Source organism: Pseudomonas kuykendallii, assembly GCF_900106975.1.
Classification (GTDB): Bacteria; Pseudomonadota; Gammaproteobacteria; order Pseudomonadales; family Pseudomonadaceae; genus Pseudomonas_O; species Pseudomonas_O kuykendallii.
Genome location: NZ_FNNU01000002.1, coordinates 622,290 through 648,402, shown reverse-complemented (window position 1 = coordinate 648,402; position 26,113 = coordinate 622,290). Strand labels below are relative to the sequence as shown.

Sequence of the window (26,113 nt, the reverse complement as noted above, 5' to 3'; positions counted from 1 at the left end):
GCTCACTTCGGCTTCTCGAACGGCTTGTCGAAGCTGATCTTCGGGTCCTGCAGCGAGCCTTCCACGTCGTACTGTACGCTGGCCAGCCGCGCCACCTTGTCACCAAACAGCTTGTCGGCGACGAACAGCGCACCGCCGATGGCCGGCGCGCCGACGATCAGCGCGGCGATCGGCAGGTTGTTGCTCACCGGCAAGGTCACCAGCAGCTTGGCGTCGATCTGGTCGTTGAGCATGTCCAGCGTGCCGTTCAGCTCGAGGTTGCTCGAGGGCCCGGTCAGGGTGATCGGTTCGCGGGTGGTGAATACGCCGTCGCTGCCGAGCAGGCGTCCCTTAACCCGGTCGTAGCTGAGGCCTTTGCCGAGCAGGTCGGAGAAGTCCAGGCGCAGGCGCCGGCCGATGGAGTTGAAGTTGAGCAGGCCGAACACACGCAGCGCCGAGGCGGAGCCCTGGGCCTCGACGAACTGGCCCTTGTGCAGGCTGGCGTCGATGTCACCGGAGAAACGCTTGAGGCTGAACCAGGCCGGCGAGCCCGGCCAGCGCCCGTCGACATCCAGGCTGAACTTCTCGCTGGTCACGCTCGGTGCGAAATCCCAGGCCAGCAACACGTTGGAGAGGTCACCGCCGCCGAGCTTCCCCTTGAACCAGCTGGCGGGCGCGGCCTGGCCTTCCCAGCCACCCTCGCCGTTGATCTGCAGGCCCTTGAGGCCCAGCTTCACGTCGCTGAAGCGCGCGCCGGTGGCGGTTGGCCGCGACTTGAACGACCAGGCGCCGAGCAGCACGTCGCCCTGGTACACCTGGTCCACATGCAGGTTGAGCGCCGGCATCGAACGCGGATCGACATCGGCCAGCGGATCGGGTTTCTCCACCACCGGCGCCTGCGGATCGAGCGGCACGGGATCGGCGGCCGGCAGGCGCAAACGACGCAGGTCGACGTAGACCGGGCTGTCGTCGTCCGGCAGGTCGATGCGCCCGGACAGCGGGTCGCTGTCGATGATCGCCTGCCAGGTGTGCTGGCCACGCTGGATCTGCGCGCTGACATCGTTCACCTCGCGACCGAACCCCTTGAAGGTGCCGATGCGCACGTCGATGGCGCGCAGCAGTTGCTGCGCGTCCTTCGGCTGTACCGGTGCCTTGCTCCGCTCCAGCGCGGCTTTCCAGGCATCCAGGTCGAACTCGGCGAGGCTCCCGCGCACCCTAAGGCCGCGGTCGACCGGCGCCACCGCGGCGCCTGCGCCGAGCCGCAGCTCGCCACGCAGCTGCTTCTGGTCGTTCGCCGGCATCGCCAGCGCCAGGCTGCCGGCGTCCTGCAGGTCGGCCCACATGCGCCGCTCGGGACCGCTCAGGTTCATCCGCCAGGTGGCGTTGCGGGTCTCGTCGACGCCCTTGCCGAAGGGCGCGGGCAGTTCGATGCCGACGCCCTTGAGGTCGGAGTCGACGCGCAACTGGCTGTCGTCGGAAATCGACACGCCGAGGCGATAGGGAATGCTGCCGGTCAGGGGCAGCGTCTGGGTCACGCCGAGCCATTCGGCGAGCGTCTTCACCGCCACCTGGCCGCTGGCCTCGATGCGCGTCAGCGGCCGGGCGCTGCCTTCGGCGAACACCTTGCCCTGCACCGGCCTGCCGAACAGTTGCGCACGCACGTCCGGCGCGCTGAGGCCCTTGGCGCTGTCGAAACGGAACGCCCCGGACACCTGGCTCAGTTCAAGCAGCGGCTTGTCGACGCGCAGGGTCGCGCCCTGGGTGGCGAAATCGACCACGACAAGCGGCTGCCCGCCTTTGTTCAGCGGGATGTCGAGCTGCAGACGGCCATCCAGCGGCCCCTCGCCACGCCAGCCGGCGAAGGATTCGGCGGCGGTCTTCAGCGGGGTTTCCTGGAGGATCTTCAAGCCGTCGGCCACGCTGCTGGCGACCTTGCCGTCGATCAGCAGGCGCGACACCTGCCCCGCCGGCACGTGCGGCACCCGCGCCCTGACGTCGGTCACCCGGCTGTCCAGCAGCAGCCCTTCGGAGACGTCGACCCGCACGCCGCTGTCCTCGACGAACACTTCGCCCCGCGCCCCGCGCACCGACGGCCAGCCGGGCTGAAAGGCCAGTTCGGCGTCGTGCACCTTGAAGAACAGGTCGATGGACCGGGCGCCGTCCTGCGCGCCGTGCATCAGCGAGCCCTGGTACTGGAACCAGCCTTCGTCGATGCGCCCGCCGCGGATCGCCGTCTTCAGCCAGTCGGCCAGCGCAGGGCTGAGGGCCGGCGTCACCGTCGGCAAGTACTTCTCGGTGTAGCGCGCGTCGCCGTCGTGCAGTGTCACGCGCAGGTCCATGTAGCTTTCCCGCGACGGGTCGCGCTGCAGGCGGATCAGCATGTCGCCGGCGAGCTCGCCCTCGTCGCCGCTGACCTTCATGTAGCGGCTGGCGAGGGTGAAGGCTTCCTGATCGAGGCTCCAGGTCAGGCGCGCGTTGGCCTGGCGGTATTTCCACGGCTGCGGGAAGAAATGGTCGAGGTGCAGCACGAAATCCGGGGCATCCAGGCGCAGCTCGCCCTGGCCGAGGTCACCGGAGATGGCGCCACTGACGTTCTCCGCGGCGGGCGCCCCATGCACGGCGTTGAAGGCGATGCGCTCGAGGTTGGCGGCGAACTGGACGCGCTTGTCGCCCTCCGCCTGGGGTTGCCAGGCCAGTTGCACGTTGTGCAGGGAACCGCGCGGTTGCAGGCCGTGGATGATCTCGGCGAGCGTGTCCGGCAGCGGCGCCAGGGCCTCGACGGCGGGCGCCAGCGGGGTCAGGTCGAGCCGGTCGGCGGCGAGCTTCCAGACTTCGTCGGCCGCGCCACGCCGCTGCTGCCCCAGCGCCAGCTTGACCTCGCCCCAGCGGGTTTCGCCGAGGCTCACGGCCAGCGAATCGACCAGCAGGTCGAAGCCGTCGTCGCGGCGGTCGTAGTAGGCGTTGAAGGCCAGGTCGTCCATCGTCACCGGCTCGCGCTCGGCATAACCGGCGGACACCTTCGGCGCGTGCAGGCGGGCCACCGCACGGGCAACGCCGCCGTTGGCCCAGGTGGCCCAGACTTCGCCACCGGCCTGCAATGCACCGATGTGCCAGTCGCGGGTGAGCCGCGCCGGCAGCCACTGCGCCCAGTCGCTCTGCGGCAGGCTCAGGTAGAACTCGGCCTCGGTATCCTGCCATCCGCTGGCACTCAGCCGGCTGTTGAGGTCGAACATCAGCGGCTGGCCGTCCGGCAGCATCAGCCGACCGTCGAGGCGCTGGCGGGCGCCGCTGCGCAGGGTCAGGCCGACCGAGCTGATGCCGATCGGCTCAGCGCCGGAGGGTTTGAGGATCAGTTGGCTGTCCAGTACGGACAGCGTGGAAACCTTGCGCAGTTGCTCGAGTATCTGCGCCGGCTGCACGGGCGGCTGGTCGGGACGCTGCGGCAGACCCTGCAGCGCCCACTTGCCCTCCTCGTCCTGGACCAGGCTGAGTTGCACGCCGCTCAGTTCCAGATGGGCGATGCGCACCTGCCGTGCCAGCAGGCTGGCGAGCAGGTCGGGCTTGATCCGCACCTGCTCCAGGCGCAGGTGCGCATTGGCATCGCCGACCAGCACGTCGTGGGCGAACAGCACCGGCGCAAAGCCCTGCCAGCGACCTTCCAGGCTGCCGATACTGACCGGCATCTGCAACGCCTCGCCGGCCTTGGCCTGCACCTCGGCGCGGTACTCCGCCAGCAGCGGCACCAGTTGCCGACCGAGGCTCACATACAGCGCCGCCAGCACCAGGAACAGCGCACAGGCCCACAGCCCGCCACGCACGAGGGCGCCGAGCAGCCGGGCCGCACGGCCCTCGTCGAGCGGCGCGCTCAGAGCAGCACCACGTCGTACTGTTCCTGGGAGTACATGGTTTCGACCTGAAACTTGATGGTGCGCCCGATGAACGCCTCGAGATCGGCGACGTTGCCGGATTCCTCGTCGAGCAGCCGGTCGACCACCTTCTGGTTGGCCAGCACCCGGTAACCCTCGGCCTGGTAGGCACGCGCCTCGCGGAGGATTTCACGGAAGATTTCGTAGCAGGTGGTTTCCGGGGTCTTCAGCTTGCCGCGGCCGTGGCAATGGCCGCAGGGCTCGCAGAGGATCTGCTCGAGGCTCTCGCGGGTGCGCTTGCGGGTCATCTGCACCAGGCCGAGTTCGGTGATGCCGATGATGTTGGTCTTCGCATGGTCGCGTTCGAGCTGTTTTTCCAGCGTGCGCAGGACCTGGCGCTGATGCTCTTCGTCCTCCATGTCGATGAAATCGATGATGATGATGCCGCCGATGTTGCGCAGGCGCAGCTGCCGGGCAATGGCCGTGGCCGCCTCGAGGTTGGTCTTGAAGATAGTTTCTTCCAGCGTGCGATGACCGACGAACGCCCCGGTGTTGACGTCGATGGTGGTCATCGCCTCGGCCGGGTCGACCACCAGGTAGCCGCCGGACTTGAGCAGCACCTTGCGCTCCAGCGCCTTCTGGATTTCGTCCTCGACCCCGTAGAGGTCGAAGATCGGCCGCTCGCCCGGATAGTGCTCAAGGCGGTCGGCGACTTCCGGCATCAGCTCGGCGACGAACTGGGTGACCTTCTGGAAGGTTTCCCGGGAGTCGATGCGAATCTTCTCGGTGCGCGGGCTGACCAGGTCGCGCAGCGTGCGCAGAGCCAGCGAAAGGTCCTCGTAGATCACCGTCGGCGCCCTGGCCTCCTGCATCTGCGCGGCAATCTGGTCCCACAGCCGGCGCAGGTAGCGGATGTCGGCGAGGATATCCTCGGCGCGCGCGCCGTCGGCGGCGGTGCGCAGGATGAAGCCACCGTTTTCCTGGATGCCTTCGGCGGCAACGCAGTCGGCGACCACCTTCTTCAGGCGTTCGCGCTCGGCCTCGTCCTCGATCTTCAGCGAGATGCCGACGTGCGCGGTGCGCGGCATGTACACCAGGTAGCGCGACGGGATCGACAGGTGCGTGGTCAACCGCGCGCCCTTGCTGCCGATCGGGTCCTTGGTCACCTGCACCACGAGCGCCTGGCCGTCGTGGACCAGCGCGCTGATGCTTTCCACCGCGCTGCCTTCGCGGGTGGAGATTTCCGAGGCATGGATGAACGCCGCGCGCTCCAGGCCGATGTCGACGAACGCCGCCTGCATGCCCGGCAGCACGCGGACCACCTTGCCCTTGTAGATGTTGCCGACGATGCCACGCCGCTGGGTGCGCTCGACGTGCACTTCCTGCAGCACACCGTTTTCCACCACGGCCACGCGCGATTCCATCGGCGTGATGTTGATCAGGATCTCTTCGCTCATATTGTTCTCGTTGGCGCAAAGCCGAAGGGCAGTGGCTGAGTTGTACAGCTTTCCCGCGCTGGCTTCCAACTCAGCACCCCGGGACAACGTCCGTGCCCCAGCAACGGATGCCAAAGCTCGCCAACAGTTCCGCCGTTTCGCACAGCGGCAGCCCTACCACGGCCGAGTAGCTGCCCTGCAGCCCGCTGACGAAGACCGCGGCCAACCCCTGGATGCCGTAGCTGCCCGCCTTGTCGCAGGGCTCGCCGGTATCCCAGTAGGCTTCGATCTCCGCGCGTTCCAGGGCGCGGAACCGCACCCGGCTGGCGACCACGCGCGTGGCGTGGCGCTGCGCGTCGACCAGGGCGACGGCGGTGAGCACTTCATGTTCGCGTGCGGACAACGCGGCCAGCGTGGCCAGCGCCTCGTCACGGTCGCGCGGCTTGCCGAGGATGCGCCCGTCGAGCACCACGGCGGTGTCGGCACCGAGCACCACGGCGCCGGCCGGCTGCTCGAGGGTCGCCTGCGCGGCCCGCGCCTTGGCCAGCGCGAGGCGCTCGACGTAGGCCGCCGCGGCCTCACCAGGCAACGGCGTTTCATCGATCGGCGCGACCCGGCTGACGAAACGCACGCCGATCTGCGCCAGCAGTTCCTGGCGGCGTGGCGAAGCGGAGGCGAGGTGGAGGACGGGTGTGGTCATGGAATGCTTCCTGTCGTGCGGAAAGCACGCCGACCCGCCGCTCAATTGACGTTCAGACGCAGGTGCAGGCCGCGCAGGGCCGCGCAGACCCAGGGCCAGAGCAAGGCGCTGACCAGGGCGGGGAGGACGAAGGCAAGCGTCGGCGGACGGTTGCCGGTGAGCGCGTTGAGCCACAGCTGGACCAGTTGCGCCAGGCCGAAGACCACCAGCAGCACCAGGCTCTGCTGCCACATCGGGAACATCCGCAGGCGCTGGTGCAGCGCCAGCACGAGGAACACGATGAGCGTCAGGACCAGCGCGTTCTGCCCCAGCAGCGTGCCGTTGAGCACGTCCTGAGCGATGCCGATGACCCAGGCGGTGGTCATCCCGACCTTCTGCGGCAACGCCAGCGTCCAGTAGGTCAACACCAGCGCCGGCCACAGCGGCCGACCGATTTCCATGAATGCCGGCATCGGCGCCACGCTGAGCAGCATCGCCAGGATGAAGGTCAGCCAGACCAGCCAGCCATTGTTGGAACGCCGCGCGACCATCAGCGATCTCCCTGATCGGGGTTGGGCGGGACCTGCCCGGGCGGCGCCTGGGTCGGCGGCGCGGCCGGAGCCGGTGTGCCAGGCGGCGTGGCAGGGTTCTGCCCATCGTCGCCGGCGGCCTTCTGGTCAGCGGCCACCTGCGCCTCGGCGGCGGCATTGGCGCGCTCTTCCGGCGAACGGGTGTCGGTGAACACCAGCAAGACGTAGCGACTGCGGTTCAACGCCGCGGTGGGCACCGCGCGGACGATGGCGAACGGCTGGCCGGAGTCGTGGATGACTTCCTTCACCGTCGCTACCGGATAACCGGCCGGGAAGCGCTGGCCGAGGCCGGAACTGACCAGCAGATCGCCTTCCTTTATGTCGGCGGTATCGGCGACATGGCGAAGCTCAAGGCGCTCGGGATTGCCGGTGCCGCTGGCGATGGCGCGCAGGCCGTTGCGGTTCACCTGCACGGGAATGCTGTGGGTGGTGTCGGTGAGCAGCAACACCCGCGAGGTGTAGGGCATCACTTCGACGACCTGGCCCATCAGCCCGCGCGCATCGAGCACCGGCTGGCCGAGGAACACGCCGTCCTGGCCGCCCTTGTCGATGATGATGCGATGGGTGAAGGGGTTCGGATCGACGCCGATCAGTTCGCCGACCAGCACCTTGTCATCCACCAGCGCGGAGGAGTTCAGCAGTTCGCGCAGGCGCACGTTCTGCTCCGTCAGCGTGGCGAGCTTCTGCAGGCGACGCTGCATGAGCAGCGCCTCGGCCTTGAGCTTCTCGTTCTCGGCGACCAGCTCGCCCCGGCTGGCGACCTGCTGGGTGAGGCCTTCCCAAGTGCGTACCGGCAGCTCGGTGAGCCAGTAGAACGGGGTCAGCACGAGGCCCATCTGGCCGCGCGCCGGCTTGAGGAAATCGAACCGCGCGTCCACCACCATCAAGGCAGCCGAAAGCACGACGAACACCAGCAGGCGTACACCGAGCAAAGGTCCTTTGGCGAATAACGGTTTGATGGTCGGCACCTCGCAGCCGCAAGCTTCAAGCGCTTTGCCGCGGGGCGGATACCGGACCGGCCGGAGTTCCGCCCGCAGCGAGTGGCCTGCAGTCCGCCGCTTACTCCGTAGACAGCAGATCCATGGCGTGACGGTCCATCATTTCCAGGGCACGGCCGCCACCACGGGCCACGCAGGTCAGCGGGTCCTCGGCGACGATCACCGGCAGGCCGGTTTCCTGGGACAGCAGCTTGTCCAGATCGCGCAGCAGCGCACCGCCACCGGTCAGCACCAGGCCGCGCTCGGCGATGTCCGAGGCCAGCTCGGGCGGCGACTGCTCCAGGCAGCTCTTCACCGCCTGGACGATGGTCGCCAGGGATTCCTGCAGCGCTTCGAGCACTTCGGCGGAGCTGAGGGTGAAGCTGCGCGGTACGCCCTCCGCCAGGTTGCGGCCGCGTACGTCGATCTCGCGGATTTCGGCGCTCGGGTAGGCGGTGCCGATTTCCTGCTTGATGCGCTCGGCGGTGGATTCGCCGATCAGCGAACCGTAGTTGCGGCGCACGTAGGTGACGATGGCCTCGTCGAAGCGGTCGCCGCCGACGCGCACGGATTCGGCGTAGACCACGCCGTTGAGCGAGATCAGCGCGATTTCGGTGGTACCGCCGCCGATGTCGACGACCATCGAGCCGCGCGCTTCCTCGACCGGCAGCCCGGCGCCGATGGCAGCGGCCATCGGCTCTTCGATGAGGAACACTTCACGCGCGCCGGCACCGAGGGCGGATTCGCGGATCGCCCGGCGCTCGACCTGGGTCGACTTGCACGGCACGCAGATCAGCACGCGCGGCGAGGGCTGCAGGAAGCTGTTCTCGTGAACCTTGTTGATGAAGTACTGGAGCATCTTTTCGCAGACGCTGAAGTCGGCGATGACGCCATCCTTCATCGGACGAATGGCCGAAATGTTGCCCGGCGTACGGCCGAGCATGCGCTTGGCTTCGGTGCCGACGGCAACCACGCTCTTCTGGTTGTTGGCGCTGGTACGAATGGCGACGACAGAGGGCTCGTTCAGGACGATGCCGCGTTCACGCACGTAAATAAGGGTGTTGGCAGTTCCCAGGTCGATCGACAGATCGCTGGAAAACATGCCACGTAATTTCTTGAACATGAGGAGAGAGACCCTGGGGCGACGCGTGGGTAAAAAAGTGCGCAGACTCTAACAACGACAGGGATTTTGGGCAACCCGCGCGCTGTGGTAGATTGGCCGTTTTACCGGGCCCTACGGACCCGCAACGCAGGCCGCGTCGAACGCGTTTCGGCGGGCCCGCACAGCCGGAAAACGCGGCTTTCGACCGCCCCTCCGGGATTCGGTTCCTCCGCCTTTTCCGGATACCTCTCCACGTCACCCGCCGCCCCTCAGGAGACGCCCATGGCGCTTGAACGCTCCGATGTGGAAAAGATCGCTCACCTCGCCCGCCTGGGCCTGGATGAAGCCGACATTCCGCGCACCACCGAAACCCTCAACAGCATTCTCGGCCTGGTCGACCGCATGCAGGCGGTCGACACCGACGGCATCGAGCCGCTGGCGCACCCGCTGGAAGCCACCCAGCGCCTGCGCGCGGACGTGGTCGGCGAAAGCAATCGCCGCGACGCCTACCAGGCGATCGCCCCGGCCGTGGCCGAGGGCCTCTACCTCGTGCCGAAAGTGATCGAGTAAGGAACCCCGATGCATTCATTGACCCTTGCCGAAATCGGCCGCGCCCTGGCCGCCAAGCAGTTTTCCGCCGAAGAACTGACCCGCCACCTGCTCGACCGTATCGCCCGGCTCGATCCGCAGCTCAACGCCTTCATCAGCGTCACCGAAGAACTCGCGCTGGGCCAGGCGCAAGCCGCCGATGCGCGCCGCGCCGCGGGCGAAAACGGCGCGCTGCTCGGCGCACCGATCGGCCACAAGGACCTGTTCTGCACCCAGGGCGTTCTCACCAGCTGCGGCTCGAAGATCCTCGGCAACTTCGCCGCGCCCTACGATGCGACCGTGGTGACTAAGCTCGCCAGCGCCGGCAGCGTGACCCTCGGCAAGCTGAACATGGACGAGTTCGCCATGGGCTCGGCCAACGAATCCAGCCATTACGGCCCGGTGAAGAACCCCTGGGACGCCAGCCGCGTGCCGGGCGGCTCATCCGGCGGTTCCGCCGCCGCCGTGGCCGCGCGCCTGCTGCCGGCTGCCACCGGCACCGACACCGGCGGATCGATTCGCCAGCCGGCGGCCTTCACCAACCTCACCGGGATCAAGCCGACCTACGGCCGCGTCTCGCGCTGGGGCATGATCGCCTATGCCTCCAGCCTCGATCAGGGCGGCCCGCTGGCGCGCACCGCCGAAGACTGCGCGCTGATGCTCGGCGCCATGGCCGGTTTTGACGCCAAGGACTCGACCAGCGTCGACCAGCCGCTGGACGACTACCTCGCCGCCCTCGGCCAGCCGCTCGCCGGGCTGCGCATCGGCCTGCCGGTGGAGTACTTCAGCGCCGGCCTCGATGCACGCATCGCCGACGCGGTGCTGGCTTGCGTCGAGGAACTGAAGAAGCTCGGCGCCACGGTCAAGGACATCAGCCTGCCGAACATGCAGCATGCGATTCCGGCGTACTACGTGATCGCCCCGGCCGAAGCCTCCTCCAACCTGTCGCGTTTCGACGGCGTGCGCTTCGGCTATCGCTGCGAGAACCCGGCGGACCTTACCGACCTGTACAAGCGCTCGCGCGCCGAAGGTTTCGGTGCCGAGGTCAAGCGACGGATCATGGTCGGCACCTACGCCCTCTCCGCCGGCTACTACGACGCCTACTACCTGAAGGCGCAGAAGATCCGCCGGCTGATCAAGAACGACTTCGTCAAGGCCTTCGAGGAAGTCGACCTGATCCTCGGCCCGACCACGCCCAGCGCGGCCTGGAAGCTCGGCGAGAACAGCAACGACCCGGTCGCCGAGTACCTCCAGGACATCTACACCATCACCGCCAACCTGGCGGGAATTCCCGGCCTGTCGATGCCCGCGGGCTTCGTCGATGGCCTGCCGGTGGGCGTGCAGCTGCTGGCTCCGTACTTCCAGGAAGGTCGCCTGCTCAACGTCGCGCACCAGTACCAGCAGGTCAGCGACTGGCACAAGGCAACGCCCGCCGGGTTCTGAAACAGCCCTCCCCTCTCTCATTCATGGGAGAGGGGCCGGGGGAAAGGGTACGGCCCGCCACCCTCTCCCCAACCCTCTCCCGCAAGCGGGAGAGGGGGCAGACCGCAAAACATTTGAGGGATATTGAACATGCAATGGGAAACCGTGATCGGGCTGGAAATCCACGCACAGCTCGCCACCCAATCGAAGATCTTCTCCGCCAGCCCCACCACCTTCGGTGCCGAGCCGAACACCCAGGCCAGCCTGGTCGATCTCGGCATGCCCGGCGTGCTGCCGGTGCTCAACGAGGAAGCGGTGCGCATGGCCTGCAAGTTCGGCCTGGCGATCGACGCCGAGATCGGCGCGCGTAACGTCTTCGCACGCAAGAACTACTTCTATCCCGACCTGCCCAAAGGCTACCAGATCAGCCAGATGGAACTGCCCATCGTCGGCAAGGGCTTCCTCGACATCACCCTTGAGGACGGCACCCTCAAGCGCGTCGGCATCACCCGCGCGCACCTCGAGGAAGACGCCGGCAAGAGCCTGCACGAAGACTTCCACGGCATGAGCGGGATCGACCTCAACCGCGCCGGCACGCCGCTGCTGGAAATCGTCTCCGAGCCCGACATCCGCTCGCCCAAGGAAGCCGTGGCCTACGCCAAGGCGATCCACGCGCTGGTGCGCTACCTGGGCATCTGCGACGGCAACATGGCCGAAGGTTCGCTGCGCTGCGATTGCAACGTCTCGGTGCGGCCCAAGGGCCAGGCCGAGTTCGGAACCCGCGCCGAGATCAAGAACGTCAACTCGTTCCGCTTCATCGAGAAGGCGATCAATCACGAGGTGCAGCGCCAGATCGAACTGATCGAGGACGGCGGCAAGGTGGTCCAGGAAACCCGCCTGTACGACCCGAACAAGGATCAGACCCGCTCCATGCGCAGCAAGGAGGAAGCCAACGACTACCGTTACTTCCCCGATCCGGACCTGCTGCCGGTGGTCATCGAGCCGAGCTTCCTCGCTGCCGTGCGGGCCACCCTGCCGGAACTGCCGACGCAGAAGCGCGAGCGCTTCCAAGCCGCCTTCGGTCTCTCCGTGTACGACGCCAGCGTGCTCTCCGCCAGCCGCGAACTGGCCGACTACTTCGAGCAGGTACAGCAGGTCAGCGGCGACGCCAAGCTGGCCGCCAACTGGGTGATGGGCGAGCTGTCCAGCCTGCTCAACAAGGATGGCCTGGAAATCGAACAGTCGCCGGTTTCCGCCGAGCAACTGGGCGGCATGATCCTGCGCATCAAGGACAACACCATCAGCGGCAAGATCGCCAAGATGGTCTTCGAGGCCCTGGCGGCCGGCGAGGGCGCCACCGCCGATGAAGTGATCGAGAAGAAGGGTCTCAAGCAGGTCACCGATTCCGGCGCCATCGAGAAGATGCTCGACGAAGTGCTGGCCGCCAACGCCGAGCAGGTCGAGCAATACCGCGCCAGCGACGAAGCCAAGCGCGGCAAGATGTTCGGCTTCTTCGTCGGCCAGGCGATGAAGGCGAGCAAGGGCAAGGCCAACCCCGGCCAGGTCAACGAACTGCTGAAGAAGAAGCTGGAAGGCTGAAAACGCGGCCTCTCCGGGCGTGTCGCAGCGCCCCGAGAGGCTTCGCGGAATTTGTCTCATCGCGCAGCGGTCATAGTGCGAAGCCCGGCGCGCAGTCGGGTATCCCAACGGATCGCGGGCAGCGCCCGCCGCATGGAGCGACCGATGCGCCGAACCGCCTGCCTGATGATCTCCGCTCTGCTGCTCGCCGGCTGCTCCAGCCTCGATCGCGGCGTCACTCGCCCCGGATCATCCGCCACCAGCGCCACCGGCTACAGCGAAACCGGCCAGGCCTCCTACTACGGCGCGCGCCACCACGGCAAACGCACCGCCAGCGGCGACGCCTTCGACCAGAACGCCCTCACCGCCGCACACCGCAGTCTGCCGTTCGGCACCCAGGTGCGGGTAACCAACCTGGCCAACCAGCGCCAGGTGGTGGTGACCATCAACGACCGCGGCCCGGTTTCCCGGCGGCGCCTGATCGACCTCTCGAAGAAAGCCGCCGAAGCCCTCGGCATGCTCGACAGCGGCGTCGCCAAGGTCCGCGTCGAAGCCCTAGACTGAGCGTTTCATCGAGCCAACCGGAGAGCCACATGAACGAACGGGACAATGGCGAACGCATTCGCCGCGAAGTGATGGGCGACGCCTTCGTCGATCGCGCGCTGAACAACGCCACCGAGTTCAGCCAGCCGTTGCAGGACTTCGTCAACCAGAACGCCTGGGGTTCGGTCTGGGCTCGCGACGGCCTGTCGCGGCAGACGCGAAGCCTGATCACCCTGGCCACGCTCACCGCCCTGAAATGCCCGCAGGAGCTGAAGGGCCACGTCCGCGGCGCACTGAACAACGGCTGTACGGTGGAAGAAATTCGCGAAGCGCTGCTGCACTGCGCGGTCTACGCCGGCGTCCCGGCGGCCATAGACGCGTTCCGCGCCGCCCAGGAAGTCATCGACGACTACGTGCCCAAGGCCTGATCCGTCTCAGATCACTCCCGCCGACTGCAGGATCAGCAGCCCGACGTTGGTGGTCACCACCGCCGCCAGCGTGGTGATGACGATGATCGCCGCGGCAAGTTCATGGTTGCCGCCCATGGCGCGGGCCATGACGAAGCTGGCCGCGGCGGTGGGGCTGGCGAAGTAGAGGAACAGCACGCCCAGATCGGCGCCACGAAAGCCGCACAGATAGGCGCCCAGGGTGCTGAAAAACGGCACCCAGATCATCTTCAGCGAACTCGAACCGATCGCCAGGCGGCTGCTCGCGCGCAGCGAATCCAGCGACAGCGTGCCGCCGATGCAGATCAGCGCCAGCGGCATGGTCATCTGCGCGAAGTAGTGCCCGGACGTCATCGCCCAGGCCGGCAGGCGGATATGGAAGTAGGCGAACGGGATCGCGGCCAGTACGCCGATGATCAGCGGATTGCGCAGGATGCTCTTGGTCAGGCTCCAGACATCGGCCTTGGCCACGGGGCTGTAGACCGCCAGCACCACCGACGAGAGGCTGTTGTAGAACAGGATCACCGCGCCGGCTAGCACGCCGCCCAGCGACAGTCCGTAGTCGCCGTACATGCTGGTGGCCAGTGCCAGGCCGATGATGCCGTTGTTGCCGCGAAACGCTCCCTGCGTGTACACGCCGCGATCCTCGCGCGGACAGCGCAGGATCGCCCAGCCCCAGGCCAGCAGGAACCCGCCCAGCGTGGCGGCGGCGAAATAGCCGAGCAGCTTGGGCTGCATCGCCTGGCTCAGGTCGGCCTCGACGATACCGAGGAACAGCAGGGTCGGCATCGTCGCGTTGAATACCAGGGAGGACGCGGTGTTGACGAACGCGGCGTCGATCAATTGCACACGCCGCAGCAGTACACCGACGAAGAGCATGGCGAACACCGGTGCGGTGATGTTCAGGGTTTCATGGAGGAGTGCGAACATGGCGGCTCACGCAGGTGCTTAGGCGGCTAATGATACATGCCCGCACCCTTCTCCAGCCTTTCCCGTGCGTCGTTTCACCCCGCCCGGGGCGTACAAATGAAAAGAGCGCCTCGCGGCGCTCTTCGGTGTTGCAGGCTGTTCAGCGTCGAACCGGACGCTTCTGCAGCTTGCGCTGCAGGGTGCGCCGGTGCATACCTAGCGCCCGTGCGGTGGCGGAGATGTTGTTGTCGTGCTCGGCGAGCACGCGCTGGATGTGCTCCCACTGCAGGCGGTCGACCGACATCGGGTTTTCCGGCACCAGGTTTTCCAGGTCGGCATGCTCGGAGAGCATCGCGGTGAGCACGTCATCGGCATCCGCCGGTTTGCACAGGTAGTTGCTGGCGCCGCGCTTGATCGCCTCGACGGCGGTGGCGATGCTCGAATAGCCGGTGAGGATCAGCACCTTCATTTCCGGGTCCAGCTCGAGCATCTTCGGCAGCAGTACCAAGCCGGATTCGCCTTCCATCTTCAGGTCGAGCACCGCGTAGTCGGGCAGGTCCTGCTTGGCGATGGCCAGGCCTTCTTCGGCGGAACCTGCAACGCTGACGCGCAGGCCGCGTCGCGTCATGGCACGCGCCATCACACGGGTGAAGGTGGCGTCATCGTCCACCAACAGCAGGTGGGGCTGCTCCTCGCCGTCGAACAGGGATTCCTCGCTCATCTTCCACTCCTCAAATGCTGGCGCCCGTTCGTCACAGGCTGTAGCGGCGCGGCAGGCGCAGCTCGGTGAGCGTGCCGCCGTCTTCATGGTTGTAAAGTTTAACCGTGCCGCCGGCACGGGTGACGCTGGCCTGGCTGAGGAACAATCCGAGGCCGAAGCCCCTGCCCTTGGTGGTGAAGAAGGGCTTGCCCAGTTGCTCGGCAATGGCCAGTGGCACGCCGGCACCATGGTCGCGAATGCTCAGCTCGATCCATTGGATGTCCCAGCCGAGCTGGATATCCAGGTCGTCCGGGCAGGCATCCGCGGCGTTGTTCAACAGGTTGAGCAGCGCCTGGGTCAGATCCGGCGGCGGCAACACCCGCGGCGCGGCGCCCTGGCCGATGCACTGGAAGCGATAGCTGGCCTCCGGGCGCATCAGGTGCCAACGACGCAGCACCGCTTCGAGCCATTCAAGCGCAGTCTGCTCCTGGACGGCTTGACGGCGGTCAGCTTCGGCGGCGCGAACCAGTTGCTGCAGGGTGTCCTTGCACAGCTGGACCTGCTCCTGCAGAACCGCCAGGTCTTCCTGCAACAGCGGGTTCTTGTGCTCGATGCGCAGCTCCTTGATCAGCACGCTCATGGTCGCCAGCGGCGTGCCCAGCTCATGGGCCGCGCCGGCGGCCTGGGTGGCGACGGCCAGCAACTGCTCGTCGCGCATGCCCTCCTCGCGCCGTTCTGCCTGCAACTGGTCCTGACGACGCAGCGCCCCCGCCATCTTGACCACGAAGAAGGTGATGAACGCCGCCGACAGCGCGAAGTTCATCCACATGCCGAACAGGTGCAGGCTGATGATCATCGCCTCGTGCTCGACATTCAGGTGCAGCGGTTCGTACCAGATCAGCAGGACCGTGTAGCAACTGAGCGCCAGCCCGCTGAGCACCATCGAGTAGGCCCACGGCAGGATCGCCGCGGCGATGGTCAGCGGCACCAGGTAATAGGACACGAAGGGGTTGGTCGAGCCGCCCGAATAGAACAGCAGCAGGCTGTGGATGATCATGTCGCAGGCCAGCTGGACGGCGTATTCCAGCTCCGTCACCGGCCAGGGCGCGCGCAGGCGCAGGGCGGCCAGGACGCAGAACGCCGCGGAGATCATCAGCGTGATGCTGAGCTCGACCCAGGGCAGCGGAAGGATGTCGGTGGCGTAGGCGAAACCCACGGAGCCGGCCTGGGCCGCCAGCACGAGGACCCGGATCAGGATCAGGCGCCAGAGGTTCTGGCGGCTGGCGGAGAGCAATTGGACAGGGGCTAGCATGGTCACTCCAGATGAGCGGCGGAGTATACCAAGCCCGACCTGGTGCCCACTGCGTGCGGCAACGCACCGCAGATTTGCCGGAACCTGAGGCATTCGCTGAAACGAATCCCCCGGCGCCGCGGGTTGGAACCGACGCCTGCCTGCGGCATGCTGACGCCACCGCCGCTGCGCACAGCAAGCCAGAACATGGCGGCGCATCGATGGTCTGAACCGTCGTCAAGGTGCCGCTGGCGCCAATCCTTCAAGGAGTCATGCATGTCTGCCGTTTCCTCCCCCGTCGCGCTGTTCGCCCTGCTCGGTGCGCTGGTGGCGCTGCCCGCGCACGCCGAAGAACTGCACTACAACCAGGTTTCCCTGCATGCCGAGGTGAGCAGCGAAGTCGCCCACGACCGCATGCTGGTGACGCTCTACAGCGAAGCCCAGGACAGCGACCCGGCCAAGCTGGCCGCCGGCATCACCACCTCGATCAACGCCTCGCTGGCCGAGGCGCGCAAGGTCAAGGCCGTGGAGACCAGCCTGGGCAGCCGCAACAGCTACCCGATCTATGACGATAAGGGTCAGCAGATCACCGGCTGGCGCGAACGTGCCGAACTGCGCCTGGAAAGCTCGGATTTCGCCGCCCTGTCCAAGCTCACCGGCGAGCTGCTGAAAGACCTGAAGATGGCCGGAATGAACTTCAGCATCTCCGATCCGTTGCGCAAGAAGAACGAAGACGCGCTGCTCAAGGAATCGGTCGCCGCCTTCCGCGAGCGCGCCCAACTGACCAGCGAAGCGCTGGGCGGCTCCTCCTACAAGATCGTCAGCCTCAACCTGAGCAGCAACGGCTTCCAGTCGCCGCGGCCGATGTATGCGATGGCGATGAAAAGCGCGATGCGCGACGCCGCGCCGACGCCTGAAATCGAAGCCGGCACCAGCCAGGTGACCGTCAGCGCCGACGGCGTCATCGAAGTGCAGATGCCCTGATCCGGCATTGCCTGGCGGCCGGGTGCAACGGCGACGCGGACAAACCACTCGGCACGCTGCATGACTGCGACGCCGGTGGCGTCGCCAGGTAGAGTGGCCGTTCGTACAGCGCTCCGGAGAGAATCATCCATGTCCCCACGCCGCCGCTCCCGCGCCGCCCTGTTCGTGGTTTGCCTGCTCGGTGCGGCGGCTGGGGCGGCGGCCAGTGCGGCGCCGAGCAGCCTGGTGGTGTGCAGCGAGGCCAGCCCGGAAGGCTTCGACATCGTCCAGTACACCGCCGCGGTGACCGCCGATGCCTCGGCGGAAACCCTGTTCGACCGGCTGATCCGCTTCGTGCCGGGCAGCACCGAGCTGGAACCGGGGCTGGCGCAGAGCTGGCAGGTCTCCGACGACGGCCTGAGCTACACCCTGCAGCTGCGTCGCGGGGTGAAGTTCCACCGCAGCAAGACCTTCACCCCGAGCCGCGACTTCAATGCCGACGACGTGCTCTGGAGCTTCCAGCGCCAGCTCGACCCGCAGCATCCGTGGCATGCGCTGTCGCCGCGCGGCTTCCCGTATTTCGAATCGATGGCCCTTGGCGAGCTGATCGAGCGCATCGAGAAACTCGATGACTACCAGGTGCGCTTCGTCCTGCGCCACCCGGAAGCGCCCTTCCTCGCCGACCTGGCGATGGGTTTCGCATCGATCTACTCGGCCGAATACGCCGCGCAACTGCTCGCCGCCGGCACGCCGGAGAAGCTCAACAGCGAGCCGATCGGCACCGGACCGTTCATCTTCGAGCGCTACGCCAAGGACGCGCAGATCCGCTTTCGCGGCAACCCGGACTACTGGGACGGCGCGCCGCCGATGGACCGGCTGATCTTCGCCATCACGCCTGATCCGAACGTGCGCCAGCAGAAGCTCAAGGCCGGCGACTGCCAGATCGCCGTGTACCCGCGGCCCACCGATATCGCCCAGCTGAAGAGCGAGCCCGACCTGAAAGTGCTCGAGCTGGATTCGCTGATGGTCGCCTACATCGCCCTCAACGTGCGCCATCCGCCACTCGATGATCCGCGCGTGCGCCAGGCGATCAACCTGGCCTTCGACAAGCCGGCCTACCTGCGCGCGCAGTTCGGCGAGGGCAATGCCAGCCCGGCGGTGGCGCCGTACCCGCCGACGCTCTGGGGCCAGGACGAAACGCTCGCCGGCTGGCCGTACGATCCGCAGCGCGCACGGCAGCTGCTGGCGGATTCCGGCCACGCCGACGGCTTCAGGCTGAGCATCTGGACCCGCCCCGGCGGCGGCCCGACCAACCCCAATCCGGGCATCGGCGCGCAGATGCTGCAGGCCGACCTGGCCGCCATCGGCGTGCAGGCCGAGGTGCGGGTGTTCGAGTGGGGCGAGCTGATCAAGCGCGCGAAGAATGGCGAGCACGACCTAGTGTTCATGGGCTGGAGCGGCGACAACGGCGACCCGGACAATTTCCTCACGCCGAACCTGTCGTGCGCTGCGGCGAAGTCCGGGGAGAACCAGGCCGGCTGGTGCAACGCCGAATTCGACGCGCTGATCGCCCGCGCCCGCGGCCTGAGCGACCAGGCCCAGCGCGCCGCGCTGTATCGCCAGGCGCTGGGGATCTTCACCCAGCAGGCGCCCTGGCTACCGCTGGCCTACCCCAAACAGTTCGCCGTGCAGCGCGGGGATGTGCAAGGCTTCGTCCTCAGCCCGCTGGGCTCGAACAATTACGCCAAGGTGCGCTATGCACCTTAGGCAGCGCTCCCGCGTCATCACCGCGATTGCAACCGGAGCGCCTGACCGATGCCCGACCTGATGAGAGCGCCTACCTAGCATGCTGTCCTTCATCGCCCGCCGGCTGGGCTTGCTGATACCGACGTTCTTCGGCGTCACCCTGCTGACCTTCGCGCTGATCCGCCTGATCCCCGGCGATCCGGTGGAAGTGATGATGGGCGAGCGCCGCGTCGACCCGCAGATGCACGCCGAAGCCATGCACCGCCTCGGCCTGGACAAGCCGCTCTATGCGCAATACCTGGACTACATCGGCGCCCTCTCCCACGGCGATCTCGGCCAGTCGCTGCGCAGCCAGGAGAGCGTCTGGCGCGAGTTCCTCGCGCTGTTCCCGGCGACCCTGGAGCTGGCGTTCGCCGCGCTGATCTTCGCCAGCGTGCTCGGCCTGGGCGCCGGGGTGGTCGCCGCGCTCAGGCGCGGGTCGGCGATCGATCACGGGGTGATGGGCCTGGCGCTCACCGGCTATTCGATGCCGATCTTCTGGTGGGGGCTGGTCCTGATCATGTTCTTCTCGGTGTACCTGGGCTGGACGCCGGTGTCGGACCGCCTCGACCTGCTCTTCGACGTCCCGCCGGTCACCGGCTTCATGCTCATCGACACCCTGCTCAGCGACGAGGACGGCGCGTTCCTCGACGCACTGCGCCACCTGATCCTGCCGGCCATCGTGCTCGGCACCATCCCGCTGGCGGTGATCGCGCGGATGACCCGCTCGGCGATGCTCGAGGTGCTGCGCGAGGATTACGTGCGCACCGCGCGCGCCAAGGGCCTGTCGCCGACCCGCGTGGTGGTCGTGCATGCGCTGCGTAACGCGCTGATCCCGGTGCTCACGGTGTTCGGCCTGCAGGTTGGCGCATTGCTCGCCGGCGCGGTGCTCACCGAAACCATCTTTTCCTGGCCGGGCATCGGCAAGTGGCTGATCGAGGCGATCGGCGCGCGCGACTACCCGGTGGTGCAAAACGGCATCCTGCTGATCGCCTGCCTGGTGATCCTGGTGAACTTCGTGGTGGATATCCTCTACGGGCTGGTCAATCCGCGGATAAGGCATCAACGATGAACAGCGTTAAACACGCAGCGTGGATGACACGTTGTTCGCCCACCCTCGTAACGCCGCGACGGTGGATGGGTGGAACGTCATCCACCCTACGAACAGGGCAAACCGCGGGCGAGGTGCTGCATGGCTGAACCAACGCCGCTGGCGGCCACCGACCCGAGCCTGCTCTACCCCTCGCCGTTTCGCGAGTTCTGCAAGGCGTTCGCCAGCAACCGGGGCGCGCTGGGCGGGCTGGCGTTCCTGTTGCTGATCGTCTTCTGCGCGCTGTTCGCGCCCTGGGTCGCGCCCCACGACCCCAGCGAGCAGTACCGCGACTTCCTGCTCACCCCGCCGGCCTGGCTGGACGCCGGCCAGGCGCAGTTCCTCCTAGGCACCGACGAGCTGGGCCGCGACCTGCTTTCGCGGCTGATACACGGCGCGCGCCTGTCGCTGCTGATCGGCCTGGCCTCGGTGGCGATGTCGCTGATCCCCGGCGTGCTCCTCGGCCTGCTCGCCGGCTTCTCCCCGCGCCTGCTCGGCCCTTCGATCATGCGTTTGATGGACATCATGCTGGCACTGCCGTCGCTGCTGCTGGCGGTGGCCATCGTCGCCATCCTCGGGCCCGGACTGATCAACACGGTGATCGCGATCGCCATCGTCTCGCTGCCCGCCTACGTGCGCCTGACCCGCGCCTCGGTGATGGTCGAAGTGCAACGCGACTACGTCACCGCCGCGCGCCTGGCCGGGGCCGGGCTGCCGCGGCTGATGTTCGTCACCGTGCTGCCGAACTGCATGGCGCCGCTGATCGTGCAGGCGACGCTGAGTTTTTCCTCGGCGATCCTCGACGCCGCCGCGCTGGGCTTTCTCGGCCTCGGCGTGCAACCGCCGACGCCCGAGTGGGGCACCATGCTGGCGTCGGCGCGCGATTACATCGAGCGCGCCTGGTGGGTGGTCTCGCTGCCAGGCCTGACCATCCTGCTCAGCGTGCTGGCGATCAACCTGATGGGCGACGGGCTGCGCGACGCGCTGGACCCGAAACTGAAGAACGCCGCCTGATGAAAAGAATCCTCGCCGGTGCGCGCGGCGCACCCTACAGCGCCGATATCCGTAGGGTGCGCTGTGCGCACCGATACCCCCTCGCCAAGGCCCCACGACGGTGGACGGGTGAAGCGTCGTCCATCCTGCGAGGCTCCGGTGCGCGCGGCGCACCCTACAGCGCCGATATCCGTAGGGTGCGCCGTGCGCACCGATACCCCCTCGCCGAGGCCCCACCACGGTGGACGGGTGAAGCGTCGTCCATCCTGCGAGGCTCCGGTGCACACGGCGCACCGTGCAACACCTGTCCCCGTAGGATGCTCCACGCGCACCGATACCTCCTCGCCGAGGCCCCACGACGGTGGGCGGATGAATCGTCCAGCCTGCGAGGGGCGCCACGCCTGATGACGGAGGCCGCCCCATGAGCCTGCTGGAAATCCGCAACCTCTCCGTGCGCTTCGGCGCCGACGCGCCACCGGTGGTCGATGCGCTGGACCTCACGGTGGAGGCCGGCGAGGTGCTGGCGATCGTCGGCGAGTCGGGCTCGGGCAAATCCGTGACCATGCTGGCGCTGATGGGCCTGGTCGATGCGCCCGGCATCGTCGGCGCGGATGTTCTGCGCTTCGACGGCAGCGACATGCTGCGCCTCACGCCACGGCAGCGGCGGCGCATCGTCGGCAAGGACCTGGCGATGGTCTTCCAGGACCCGATGACCGCCCTCAATCCCAGCTACACGGTGGGTTTCCAGATCGAGGAAGTGCTGCGCCAGCACCTCGGCCTCAAGGGCCGCGCCGCCCGCCAGCGCGCGCTGGCGCTGCTCGAACGGGTGGAAATACCGGCCGCGGCGAGCCGCTTAGACGCCTATCCGCACCAGCTTTCCGGCGGCATGAGCCAGCGCGTGGCGATCGCCATGGCGATCGCCGGCGAACCCAAGCTGCTGATCGCCGACGAACCGACCACCGCCCTCGACGTGACCATCCAGGCGCAGATCATGCACCTGCTGCTGGACCTGCAACGCGACCGCGGCATGGCGCTGATCCTGATCACCCACGACCTCGCGGTGGTCGCCGAAACCGCCCGGCGGGTGTGCGTGATGTACGCCGGCGAAGCGGTGGAGGTCGGCCACATCCCGACGCTGTTCGAGCGGCCGGCGCACCCCTACAGCGAGGCGCTGCTGGCGGCGATTCCCGAGCACAGCCGCGGCGCGCGGCGGCTGGCGACGCTGCCGGGCATCGTCCCCGGCCGTTACGACCGCCCGCACGGCTGCCTGCTGTCGCCGCGTTGTCCCTACGTGCAGGACGATTGCCGGGCACGGCGCCCGCCGCTGGAGGCCAAGGCGCAGAGCCTGGCGCGCTGCTTTCATCCGCGTAATCAGGAGGGGCTCGTATGAGCGTTCTGGTCGCCCGCGACCTGGCCCGCCATTACCAGGTGTCGCGCGGGCTGTTCAGGGAGAACGCCGTGGTCCGTGCGCTGGACGGCATCTCCTTCGCGCTGGAAGCCGGGCAGACCCTGGCGGTGGTCGGCGAATCCGGCTGCGGCAAGTCGACTCTGGCGCGCGCGCTGACGCTGATCGAGCAGCCCACCTCCGGCTCACTGCAGATCGCCGGGCAGGAAGTCACTGGCGCCAGCAAGGCCGAGCGCAAACAGCTGCGCCGCGACGTACAGATGGTCTTCCAGAGTCCCTACGCCTCGCTCAATCCGCGGCAGAAGATCGGCGACCAGCTGGCCGAGCCTCTGTTGATCAACACCGGGCTGTCGCGCGCCGAACGTCAGGAGCGGGTGCAGGCGATGATGCGCCAGGTCGGCCTGCGCCCCGAGCACTACCCGCGCTACCCGCACATGTTTTCCGGTGGCCAGCGCCAGCGCATCGCCATCGCCCGGGCGATGATGCTGGGGCCCAAGGTGCTGGTGGCCGACGAGCCGACCTCGGCGCTGGACGTGTCGATCCAGGCGCAGGTGCTGAACCTGTTCATGGACCTGCAGGAAGAATTCGGCACCGCCTACGTGTTCATCTCGCACAACCTCTCGGTGGTGCAGCACGTCGCCGACCGGGTGCTGGTGATGTACCTCGGCCGGCCGATGGAGCTGGGACCCAGCGAACGGGTTCATGACCGACCGCTGCACCCCTACACCCAGGCGCTGCTGTCGGCCACGCCGACCCTGCACCCGGACCCGAACAGGCCGAAGATCAGGCTCGGCGGCGAGCTGCCCAACCCGCTCGATCCACCGTCCGGCTGCGTGTTCCACCCGCGTTGCCCCTACGCGACCGAACGCTGCCGCCAGGAAGTCCCGGCATTCCGCCCGCTGGACGAGCGCCTGGTCGCCTGCCATTACGCCGGAGAGGTTGGCGTCGCGTAACGGTGTATCGCCCCTGCACGCCGCCGCTCCGGGTTGTAGGGTGGGCTTCAGCCCACCATTCACTCACCCACCGTCATCCAAACGCGCACGGTGTACCGCCGCCTCAGTACACATCCCGCCGATAGCGCCCGGCTTCGGTGAGGTCGGCCAGGCCCTGCTCGCCGAGCGCCTCCAGCAGCAGCGCATCGACGCCACCGGCCATGCCCACCAGGCTTCCGCAGACGTAGATCGAGGCACCCTGCTCCAGCCAGCGGCGCAGCTCGTCGAGGTTTTCCCCGAGCGCATCCTGCACATAGCGCTTGCGCTCCTGGTCACGGGAGAACGCCAGGTCGAGCCGCTGCAGCTCGCCGCTCGCCAGCCAGGCCTGGATTTCCTCGGCACAGTAGAAGTCGTGGGCGCGGTTGCGCTCGCCGAAGAGCAGCCAGTTGCGCCGCTGCCCGGCGGCGATGCGCGCCTTCAGCAGGCTGCGCAGACCGGCCAGGCCGCTGCCGTTGCCGATCAGGATCAGCGGGCGGTCATCCTCAGGAACATGGAAGGCGCTGTTGCGGCGCACCCGCGCACGCACCCCGGCGTCCAGCGGCGCATGTTCGCTGAGCCAGCCGGAGCCGAGGCCGAGGCTGCCGTCGGGGTGGAATTCCTGGCGCACGATCAGCTCGAGCACACCGTCCGAAGGCAGCGAGGCGATGGAGTATTCGCGCATGCCCAGCGGCACCAGCGCGTCCAGCAGCGCCTGTGGGTGCAGCCCGACCAGATGGACGAAGCTGTCCGGCAGTTGCCGCGTGCACAGCGCGTCGAGCAGCGACAGGCCGAGCCCGTCCAGCGTCACCGGCGCATCCGCGACCAGGCCGTGGCCGTCTAGCCAACGCCGCACCCTCTCCGGCGGATGCCGCGGCAACACTTCGAGGATGTCGCCGGCGCACCAGTCCGCGCGTGGCGCCAGGCCGACGAGGAAGGTCGGCGCGCCCTGGCTGCCGGGGTTGAGGCAGACGCGGCGCTGCAGCGGCCAGCTGTCGAACGGCACCGGCGCGACCTCCAGCGGCCCACGGGTGCCGGTGACTTCGTTCAGGCGCAGCTGCCAATCGGCGATGGCCGCGCTGTCGCCGTCATCCACCTCCACCGCGTCGAACAGCGCGCGGGCGCCGGCGCCGCTGAGCCAGGCGTCGACGCGGCGGGCGAACCCGCAGAACTGCTGGTACTGGCGATCGCCCAACGCCAGCACCGCGTAATGCAGGCTGCCCAGGTCGATACGCTGGCCGAGCATCTTGCGCTCGAAGCTACGGGCGTTGTCCGGCGCCTCGCCGTCGCCGAAGGTGCTGACCACGAACAGCGCATTGCGCGTCTGGCGCAGCGCCTGTTCGTCGATGCGCATCAGCGGTTGCACCTGCACCGGGACGCCGGCGGCCTGCAACTGCCCGGCGGCGCGCCAGGCCAGCTGTTCGGCGAAACCGCTCTGGCTGGCGAAACCGATCAGCCAGCCCTGCGCCGACGAATCGCCGGCCACGCCGACACGCGCCGCGCGAATTTCGCGTTTCTTGCGGCGGCGGTCGAGGTAGAGCAGCCAACCAGTGATGAAGAACAGCGGCATGCCCAGGCTGGCCAGCATCATCAGGATGCGGCCGGGCAGGCCGAAATACTCGCCGGTGTGCAGCGCGTAGATGCTGATCAGCAGTTGCGGGCCGAGGTTCTTGTCGGCATAGCGCTCGTGGCGCAGCACCTTGCCGGTCGCGGTATCCAGCTGGATCTGGTTCAGCGCGCGCGGGTGCGGCGAATCCTCGAGCAGGTAGAACACCGTGGCCGGCTGGCCCGCCGCCGGCGGCAGGCGCAGGTTGTAGCCCGCCAGGCGGTCGCCGGCGGTCTGCCGGATGCTGTTCCAGAGCAGGTCGAAGTCGACCACCGGGGCCGCTGTCGGCACGCTCCCCGGCGCTTGCCCGCCCGGTCGGCCGCGGCCTTCACCGCGCTTGCCCTGCTGCCCGGCCGGCGCGTCGCCGAGCAGGCGGTTGGCGCCGTCGCGGAACCAGTCGTAGGACCAGGTGAGCCCGGTCAGCGCCGCGCAGAGGTAGAACACCAGGCACCAGGTGCCGGCCACGGCATGCAGGTCCCAGTTGAAGGCGCGGCCCTTCTTCGCCCAGTCCAGGGTCAGCCAGGCGCGCCAGTTCAGCGCCTTGCGCGGCCAGCGCAGGTAGAGGCCGGAGAGACAGAAGAACACCAGCGCCAGGGTGCTGGCGGCGGTGATCTGCTTGCCGACCTCGCCAGCCGCGAGGAAGCGGTGCAACTGCAGCACGAAGGCGAAGAAGCCCATGCCGCGCGGCTCGCCCATCGCATCGCCGGTGTAGGGATCGAGAAAACGCATGGCGCCACGCCTTTCGCCCGGCGGCGGGGTGAAGAACACCCGCGCCGGATCGCCGTCGCCGAGGATCAGGTAGACGCCCGACACCGTCTTGCCTTCCAACGCCTGCGCCCTGGCTGCCAGCTCGCCCAGCGGCAGCACCTGCGCATCGCGGCGCTCGACCTGCATCTGCGGGTTGATCAGCTCGAGAATCTCGTCCTGGAACTCGTAGATCGCCCCGGTCAGCCCCATCAGCGCCAGCACGAGGCCGGCGCTGATGCCGAAGAACCAGTGCAGCTGGAAGATCGTTTTCTTGAACACCTGGGTCACCTTCGCGCGGCTGGGCAGTGCGACGCGCGCATCCCTGCGTGGAATTGAATGATTCGTTTGGCAGCGCCAAACGGGAGTAAATTCTATTTGAGAAAAACTTTCAAAGGCAGGTTTTCTCGCGCTATTTACCTGTTGCTTACCTATCCGTCATTACCGCCCGGG

At 67.6% G+C, this 26,113-nt stretch carries 21 protein-coding genes; 11 read left to right on the top strand and 10 right to left on the bottom strand.

The window, feature by feature from the left end; all coding sequences use genetic code 11:
• Window positions 1–2: 2 nt before the first annotated feature.
• The 6 genes from BLV15_RS08145 to mreB all read right to left on the bottom strand — a co-directional run bounded on the left by BLV15_RS08145 (window position 3) and on the right by mreB (window position 8,650).
• The gene (locus tag BLV15_RS08145; RefSeq protein WP_407072446.1) at window positions 3–3,848 is read right to left on the bottom strand and encodes a YhdP family protein; all 3,846 of its coding nucleotides are present in this window, start codon (window positions 3,846–3,848) and stop codon (window positions 3–5) included.
• Window positions 3,845–5,302, bottom strand: a complete 1,458-nt coding sequence (gene rng / locus BLV15_RS08140) for a ribonuclease G (RefSeq protein ID WP_090226413.1) — start codon at window positions 5,300–5,302, stop codon at window positions 3,845–3,847. Before rng ends, BLV15_RS08145 begins: the two co-directional genes overlap by 4 nt.
• Before the next feature lie 70 nt (window positions 5,303–5,372).
• The gene (locus BLV15_RS08135; protein ID WP_090226411.1) at window positions 5,373–5,981 is read right to left on the bottom strand and encodes a Maf family protein; all 609 of its coding nucleotides are present in this window, start codon (window positions 5,979–5,981) and stop codon (window positions 5,373–5,375) included.
• Between the two features lie 41 nt (window positions 5,982–6,022).
• On the bottom strand, window positions 6,023–6,511 hold the full coding sequence (gene mreD / locus BLV15_RS08130; RefSeq protein WP_090226408.1) for a rod shape-determining protein MreD: 489 nt from the start codon (window positions 6,509–6,511) through the stop codon (window positions 6,023–6,025).
• Entirely contained in the window at window positions 6,511–7,509 is a 999-nt protein-coding gene (gene mreC / locus BLV15_RS08125; protein ID WP_090227420.1) for a rod shape-determining protein MreC, read from the bottom strand. The genes mreD and mreC overlap by 1 nt, the downstream gene beginning before the upstream one ends.
• Window positions 7,510–7,609: 100 nt before the next feature.
• Window positions 7,610–8,650 (bottom strand): rod shape-determining protein MreB, encoded by a 1,041-nt coding sequence (gene mreB / locus BLV15_RS08120; RefSeq protein ID WP_090226406.1) that lies wholly within the window; start codon window positions 8,648–8,650, stop codon window positions 7,610–7,612.
• Between the two features lie 261 nt (window positions 8,651–8,911).
• Here mreB and gatC point away from each other — a divergent pair, with 261 nt between their 5' ends.
• The 5 genes from gatC (at window position 8,912) to BLV15_RS08095 (ending at window position 13,188) form a co-directional block, all read left to right on the top strand.
• Window positions 8,912–9,199: an Asp-tRNA(Asn)/Glu-tRNA(Gln) amidotransferase subunit GatC gene (gene gatC / locus BLV15_RS08115; RefSeq protein ID WP_090226403.1), complete on the top strand. Its 288-nt coding sequence runs from the start codon at window positions 8,912–8,914 to the stop codon at window positions 9,197–9,199.
• 9 nt (window positions 9,200–9,208) lie between these two features.
• Window positions 9,209–10,660: an Asp-tRNA(Asn)/Glu-tRNA(Gln) amidotransferase subunit GatA gene (gene gatA, locus BLV15_RS08110; protein WP_090226400.1), complete on the top strand. Its 1,452-nt coding sequence runs from the start codon at window positions 9,209–9,211 to the stop codon at window positions 10,658–10,660.
• A gap of 129 nt (window positions 10,661–10,789) precedes the next feature.
• Complete coding sequence (gene gatB / locus BLV15_RS08105) at window positions 10,790–12,238, top strand: Asp-tRNA(Asn)/Glu-tRNA(Gln) amidotransferase subunit GatB (RefSeq protein ID WP_090226398.1); 1,449 nt, start codon at window positions 10,790–10,792, stop codon at window positions 12,236–12,238.
• Between the two features lie 144 nt (window positions 12,239–12,382).
• On the top strand, window positions 12,383–12,781 hold the full coding sequence (locus BLV15_RS08100) for a septal ring lytic transglycosylase RlpA family protein (RefSeq protein ID WP_090226395.1): 399 nt from the start codon (window positions 12,383–12,385) through the stop codon (window positions 12,779–12,781).
• A 29-nt stretch (window positions 12,782–12,810) separates the two neighbouring features.
• Entirely contained in the window at window positions 12,811–13,188 is a 378-nt protein-coding gene (locus BLV15_RS08095; RefSeq protein WP_090226393.1) for a carboxymuconolactone decarboxylase family protein, read from the top strand.
• A gap of 6 nt (window positions 13,189–13,194) precedes the next feature.
• Here the strand turns inward: BLV15_RS08095 and BLV15_RS08090 are convergent, their stop codons facing one another.
• From BLV15_RS08090 to BLV15_RS08080, 3 genes are all read right to left on the bottom strand, one after another.
• Window positions 13,195–14,136, bottom strand: coding sequence for an AEC family transporter (locus BLV15_RS08090; protein WP_090226391.1), 942 nt, complete (start codon window positions 14,134–14,136; stop codon window positions 13,195–13,197).
• Window positions 14,137–14,275: 139 nt separating this feature from the next.
• Window positions 14,276–14,836 carry a response regulator transcription factor gene (locus BLV15_RS08085; protein WP_090226390.1) on the bottom strand — a complete coding sequence of 187 codons (561 nt, stop codon included), beginning with the start codon at window positions 14,834–14,836 and terminating at the stop codon, window positions 14,276–14,278.
• Window positions 14,837–14,867: 31 nt separating this feature from the next.
• Entirely contained in the window at window positions 14,868–16,127 is a 1,260-nt protein-coding gene (locus BLV15_RS08080; RefSeq protein ID WP_090226387.1) for an ATP-binding protein, read from the bottom strand.
• A gap of 255 nt (window positions 16,128–16,382) precedes the next feature.
• Between BLV15_RS08080 and BLV15_RS08070 the strand changes: the two genes are divergently transcribed.
• From BLV15_RS08070 to BLV15_RS08045, 6 genes are all read left to right on the top strand, one after another.
• A complete protein-coding gene (locus BLV15_RS08070) occupies window positions 16,383–17,090 on the top strand; it encodes an SIMPL domain-containing protein (RefSeq protein ID WP_090226382.1) in 708 nt (235 codons plus the stop codon).
• 129 nt (window positions 17,091–17,219) lie between these two features.
• Window positions 17,220–18,836, top strand: a complete 1,617-nt coding sequence (locus BLV15_RS08065; protein ID WP_090226380.1) for an ABC transporter substrate-binding protein — start codon at window positions 17,220–17,222, stop codon at window positions 18,834–18,836.
• A gap of 79 nt (window positions 18,837–18,915) precedes the next feature.
• Window positions 18,916–19,926 (top strand): ABC transporter permease subunit, encoded by a 1,011-nt coding sequence (locus BLV15_RS08060; RefSeq protein ID WP_090226377.1) that lies wholly within the window; start codon window positions 18,916–18,918, stop codon window positions 19,924–19,926.
• A gap of 120 nt (window positions 19,927–20,046) precedes the next feature.
• Complete coding sequence (locus BLV15_RS08055; protein WP_090226375.1) at window positions 20,047–20,958, top strand: ABC transporter permease subunit; 912 nt, start codon at window positions 20,047–20,049, stop codon at window positions 20,956–20,958.
• 400 nt (window positions 20,959–21,358) lie between these two features.
• Complete coding sequence (locus BLV15_RS08050; RefSeq protein ID WP_090226372.1) at window positions 21,359–22,327, top strand: ABC transporter ATP-binding protein; 969 nt, start codon at window positions 21,359–21,361, stop codon at window positions 22,325–22,327.
• On the top strand, window positions 22,324–23,295 hold the full coding sequence (locus BLV15_RS08045) for a peptide ABC transporter ATP-binding protein (protein ID WP_090226369.1): 972 nt from the start codon (window positions 22,324–22,326) through the stop codon (window positions 23,293–23,295). The genes BLV15_RS08050 and BLV15_RS08045 overlap by 4 nt, the downstream gene beginning before the upstream one ends.
• A gap of 103 nt (window positions 23,296–23,398) precedes the next feature.
• On the opposite strand, the gene BLV15_RS08040 is transcribed toward BLV15_RS08045, so the two are convergent.
• Window positions 23,399–25,942: a sulfite reductase flavoprotein subunit alpha gene (locus tag BLV15_RS08040; RefSeq protein WP_090226366.1), complete on the bottom strand. Its 2,544-nt coding sequence runs from the start codon at window positions 25,940–25,942 to the stop codon at window positions 23,399–23,401.
• Window positions 25,943–26,113: the final 171 nt, after the last annotated feature.

Bases quoted from the DNA above. Each gene is read 5' to 3' on its own strand.
- rng (WP_090226413.1), bottom strand. From the start codon at position 5,302: ATGAGCGAAGAGATCCTGATCAACATCACGCCGATGGAATCGCGCGTG.
- BLV15_RS08135 (WP_090226411.1), bottom strand. From the start codon at position 5,981: ATGACCACACCCGTCCTCCACCTCGCCTCCGCTTCGCCACGCCGCCAG.
- mreD (WP_090226408.1), bottom strand. From the start codon at position 6,511: ATGGTCGCGCGGCGTTCCAACAATGGCTGGCTGGTCTGGCTGACCTTC.
- mreB (WP_090226406.1), bottom strand. From the start codon at position 8,650: ATGTTCAAGAAATTACGTGGCATGTTTTCCAGCGATCTGTCGATCGAC.
- gatC (WP_090226403.1), top strand. From the start codon at position 8,912: ATGGCGCTTGAACGCTCCGATGTGGAAAAGATCGCTCACCTCGCCCGC.
- gatA (WP_090226400.1), top strand. From the start codon at position 9,209: ATGCATTCATTGACCCTTGCCGAAATCGGCCGCGCCCTGGCCGCCAAG.
- gatB (WP_090226398.1), top strand. From the start codon at position 10,790: ATGCAATGGGAAACCGTGATCGGGCTGGAAATCCACGCACAGCTCGCC.
- BLV15_RS08100 (WP_090226395.1), top strand. From the start codon at position 12,383: ATGCGCCGAACCGCCTGCCTGATGATCTCCGCTCTGCTGCTCGCCGGC.
- BLV15_RS08095 (WP_090226393.1), top strand. From the start codon at position 12,811: ATGAACGAACGGGACAATGGCGAACGCATTCGCCGCGAAGTGATGGGC.
- BLV15_RS08090 (WP_090226391.1), bottom strand. From the start codon at position 14,136: ATGTTCGCACTCCTCCATGAAACCCTGAACATCACCGCACCGGTGTTC.
- BLV15_RS08085 (WP_090226390.1), bottom strand. From the start codon at position 14,836: ATGAGCGAGGAATCCCTGTTCGACGGCGAGGAGCAGCCCCACCTGCTG.
- BLV15_RS08080 (WP_090226387.1), bottom strand. From the start codon at position 16,127: ATGCTAGCCCCTGTCCAATTGCTCTCCGCCAGCCGCCAGAACCTCTGG.
- BLV15_RS08070 (WP_090226382.1), top strand. From the start codon at position 16,383: ATGTCTGCCGTTTCCTCCCCCGTCGCGCTGTTCGCCCTGCTCGGTGCG.
- BLV15_RS08065 (WP_090226380.1), top strand. From the start codon at position 17,220: ATGTCCCCACGCCGCCGCTCCCGCGCCGCCCTGTTCGTGGTTTGCCTG.
- BLV15_RS08060 (WP_090226377.1), top strand. From the start codon at position 18,916: ATGCTGTCCTTCATCGCCCGCCGGCTGGGCTTGCTGATACCGACGTTC.
- BLV15_RS08055 (WP_090226375.1), top strand. From the start codon at position 20,047: ATGGCTGAACCAACGCCGCTGGCGGCCACCGACCCGAGCCTGCTCTAC.
- BLV15_RS08050 (WP_090226372.1), top strand. From the start codon at position 21,359: ATGAGCCTGCTGGAAATCCGCAACCTCTCCGTGCGCTTCGGCGCCGAC.
- BLV15_RS08045 (WP_090226369.1), top strand. From the start codon at position 22,324: ATGAGCGTTCTGGTCGCCCGCGACCTGGCCCGCCATTACCAGGTGTCG.